The 3,785-nt window shown below is 43.9% G+C and carries 4 protein-coding genes; 3 read left to right on the forward strand and 1 reads right to left on the reverse strand.

Annotated elements, in window-relative coordinates; genetic code table 11:
• The 3 genes from F6K20_RS28410 to F6K20_RS28420 form a co-directional block, all read left to right on the forward strand.
• Positions 1 to 1,025: glycosyltransferase family 2 protein (locus F6K20_RS28410; RefSeq protein WP_287296902.1), on the forward strand; the 1,025-nt coding region annotated here is incomplete at its 5' end.
• A gap of 355 nt (positions 1,026 to 1,380) precedes the next feature.
• On the forward strand, positions 1,381 to 2,190 hold the full coding sequence (locus F6K20_RS28415) for an ABC transporter permease (protein ID WP_008178603.1): 810 nt from the start codon (positions 1,381 to 1,383) through the stop codon (positions 2,188 to 2,190).
• Complete coding sequence (locus F6K20_RS28420; RefSeq protein ID WP_008178601.1) at positions 2,191 to 3,417, forward strand: ABC transporter ATP-binding protein; 1,227 nt, start codon at positions 2,191 to 2,193, stop codon at positions 3,415 to 3,417.
• A gap of 15 nt (positions 3,418 to 3,432) precedes the next feature.
• Here F6K20_RS28420 and F6K20_RS28425 read toward each other — a convergent pair.
• A partial coding sequence (locus F6K20_RS28425; RefSeq protein WP_287296903.1) for a hypothetical protein occupies positions 3,433 to 3,785 on the reverse strand: 353 nt, incomplete at its 5' end.

The following is a 3,785-nucleotide window of genomic DNA, read 5'->3' on the forward strand; positions in this document are numbered from 1 at the left end:
TTATTATCATCGCTACCTATGATCGACCCCAAGATTTGCGGAGGTGTTTGTGCAGCATAGTTGCCCAAAAGTATACTCGACAATTGGAAATTATTGTAGTTGATAATCATCTCGCTTCTGGTTTGACTCCACCAGTGGTTGCTGAGTTTCCTGATGTTGTCTTAGTTAGTGAATCCCGTCAGGGACTAGCTTATGCTCGCAATGCTGGCTTTGTTGCTAGTACTGGGGATATTGTGATTGCGACGGATGATGATGTTACTGTGCCACCGGATTGGTTAGAAAAACTAATCGCTCCTTTTGCTAGAGCGGATGTGATGATTGTCACAGGTAATGTTTTGCCCCTACAGTTGGAAACCAATGCCCAGCAGTGTTTTGAAAATTATGGCGGCTTGGGACGGGGCTTTGAGGAGTTTGAGGTTAACGGAGATTGGTTTGAATCCTTTTCACGCCATGCTGTACCAACTTGGCAGTTAGGAGCAACCGCTAATGCTGCTTTTCGTGCCAGTATCTTTAGTCATCCCAAGATTGGTCTAATGAACGAAGCCCTCGGTCCCGGTATGCCTTCAGGAGTTGGTGAAGATACTTACTTATTCTATAAAGTACTTAAAGCTGGCTACACCCTCATCTATGAGCCAAGCGCTTATGTCTGGCATAAGCATCGCACTGAAATGGCAGAGCTACATCGTCAGCTTTACAACTACAGTAAAGGTCATGTTGCTTACAATCTGACCACATGGCTACAGGATGGGGATTGGCGAGGATTGGTGCAAATAGTGCTGGGATTGCCACTTGCTCATTTATCTCGCATCTATCAACGGCTCAGAGGTTGGAGCGATTATCCAATCTCCCTAATCTGGTTGGAAATGACAGGTAATCTGGCTGGAGTTTGGTCTTTGTGGCAGTCCCATCTGCGGGTTAAACGTGAAGGTCGTATAGCAAAGGGAGTAGGGAGTCGGGAGTCGGGAGTCGGGAGTAGGGAGTCGGGAGTCGGGAGTCGGGAGTCGGGAGTCGGGAGTAGGGAGTAGGGAGTAGGGAACAAAAATTATCACAATATTGTTTCACTCTCGTAAAACAATAATCTCAGCCAAAGACTGAAACTTTTATTTAATCAAGGTTTTAAGTTTTTTTGAATAACTAAAAAATTAAATCACAATGGGTTAAATAAAGCCCTATCAAGCTTTAATTTACTGCTTTATTAAAGTCTAAAAAAATAGTAATATAGCATTTGAAAATAGATCATCAAATAATCGGATCTATTTCCTACTATTCCCTATTTACTGCTCCCTGCTCCCTGCTCCCTGCTCCCTGCTCTCTAAAAACCAGGGAGGGCGAAATTACCTAAACCAATTGACAACTGCTGTCAAATGCTATATTACTCCAATGTCTTCAATACAACATCGAAAATCAAAACTCAAACAATTTTACAAGTGGCGGCTTTCTTATCTCTATGATTTGCTACGAGAGCTAGTTAATCGGGAGATGAAGCTACTCTACAAACGGTCAGTTTTGGGAGTAGCTTGGATGCTGCTTAATCCACTACTCCAGCTAGCTGTATTTTCCTTTGTTTTCCGTTTTGTATTGTCGGTTGATATTCCTCAATATACCTCCTTTGCATTTTCTGGTTTGTTGGTATGGACATGGTTTAACACGTCTCTTTTTCAAGCCACTGGGGTGATTATTAGTAATCGCCCCCTGATCCGACAACCGGGTTTTCCCAACGCTATCTTACCGGTGGTTACCGTAACAACAGGTCTGATTCACTTTATTCTAGCCCTGCCAATATTAGTTATCTTTCTGTTAATCGATGGTGTTCAGCTACAGCCAGTAATTATACTGTTACCAATCCTACAAGCTCTACAGTTTTCCGTTACCATTAGTTTAGCCTATATACTAGCTGGGCTTAATGTAATATTTCGCGACACCCAGCATACTATCGGTGTACTTCTACAGCTGTTTTTTTATCTCACACCTATTTTTTATGAAATTACTAATGTGCCCAAAAATTACCAGTTTTTCTATTACCTTAACCCGATGGTGCATCTGGTTACCGCCTATCGCGCTGTACTAATTAAAGGAACACCACCGGATTGGATAGCTCTGCTAGTTATGGCTTTGGTCACGGCAGTGTTTTTACCTATCGGTCTTCAAATTTTCCGGTGGCAGAGCGATCGCTTTGTGGAGGAATTATAGATGGTTGATGCAATTATTGTTCAAGGACTCGGTAAACGCTTTAACTACTATCATCCTGAGCGACCGCTTACTATTATGGAGGCGGCGCTGTCGGGTTTTCGGCATATTATGGCAGCGGAAGGGTTTTGGGCGTTGCGGAATATTACGTTCAAGGTTTCCCCAGGCCAAATGCTAGGCATTCTCGGTCACAATGGAGCAGGTAAATCAACGTTATTGCGCTTGATTGGTGGGGTTGGAAAACCGGATGAAGGGAAGGTTAGGGTTAATGGCTCCATTGGAGCGCTGCTGGATTTGGGGGCTGGTTTCCATCCAGATTTGACTGGGCGAGAAAACGCTTTTGTTAGTGGTGTTGTAGCAGGTCTTACTCGTCAAGAGGTGGGGCGGCGTTTTGATGAAATCGTGACGTTTGCTGAACTTGAGCAGTTTATCGATAACCCAGTCCGCACTTATAGTACAGGGATGCAGATGCGGCTGGCGTTTTCGGTGGCTGTACACACAGACCCAGATGTGATGCTAGTTGATGAGTTTCTGTCCGTTGGGGATTTGGCATTTCAGGCTAAGTGCTTGGAACGAATTGCTCAGTTGAAAGAGTCTGGCTGTGCTATTGTCCTAATTTCTCACAGTAGCGAGCAAATTGAGCAACTTTGCGATCGCGCTTTGTGGCTACAACAAGGACAAATCATGGCTTACGGTGAGCCAAAAGTGGTAGCAGGACAGTATGTCAATCAAATGCGATCGCAAACCCAGCAACCTACTCCCAACAGACCTGCCCAACTGACTAGGTCTGGTGTGGAACTGCGAATGAATGAAAACCGGTTTGGCTCTCTAGAAGTAGAAATTACCGATGTGCTGCTGTTACCTAGCTTAGAGATTAATAGTGGTGATTCCTTGGCCATTGACATTGAGTACTTGTCACTTCAACCAATTGATGGACTAATTTTTAGTGTCATCATTAGCACTGAAGATGGTCAAATCTGTCTTGAGACTAACACAACTACCATGGGAGCATCCTTACCAGGTATTAAAGGTAAAGGAAAAATAAAACTCCATCTATCCCGCTTAGATTTAAACGGTGGTAAGTATTTTGTTGATGTTGGGGTTTATGAACCGAATCGGGCTTATACCTATGACTACCATTGGCATGTGTATCAGCTTTTAGTGCGTTCAAAAGATAGCGAAAAAGGTATTATTAGCCCACCGCTTCGTTGGGATGTTGTTGAAGGTTGAAAGTTGGTTGAAGGTTTAAATTTGGTTGAAGGTTGAATGTTGGTTGAAGGTTGAATGTTGGTTGAAGGTTGAATGTTGGTTGAAGGTTGAATGTTGGGTGAAGGTTGAAGGTTGGGTAAAAGTTGAATGTTGAATGTTGTTCGCCTTTGGCGTTCGGTGAAGGGTAGGTTTAATGTTGCTTGATTGTTGACTGAGGAACAGGTAATAGGCAACAGGTAACAGATTTAGCTTTACGATTCCCGATTCCCGATTCCCGATTCCCGATTCCCGATTCCCGATTCCCGATTCCCGATTACCGATTCCCGATTCCCGATTCCCGATTCCCGATTCCCGATTCCCAGATCCGAATACCACACGTCTGAACTCCA

The sequence above is a fragment of the Moorena sp. SIO2C4 genome, assembly GCF_010672485.1.
Lineage (GTDB): Bacteria > Cyanobacteriota > Cyanobacteriia > Cyanobacteriales > Coleofasciculaceae > Moorena > Moorena producens.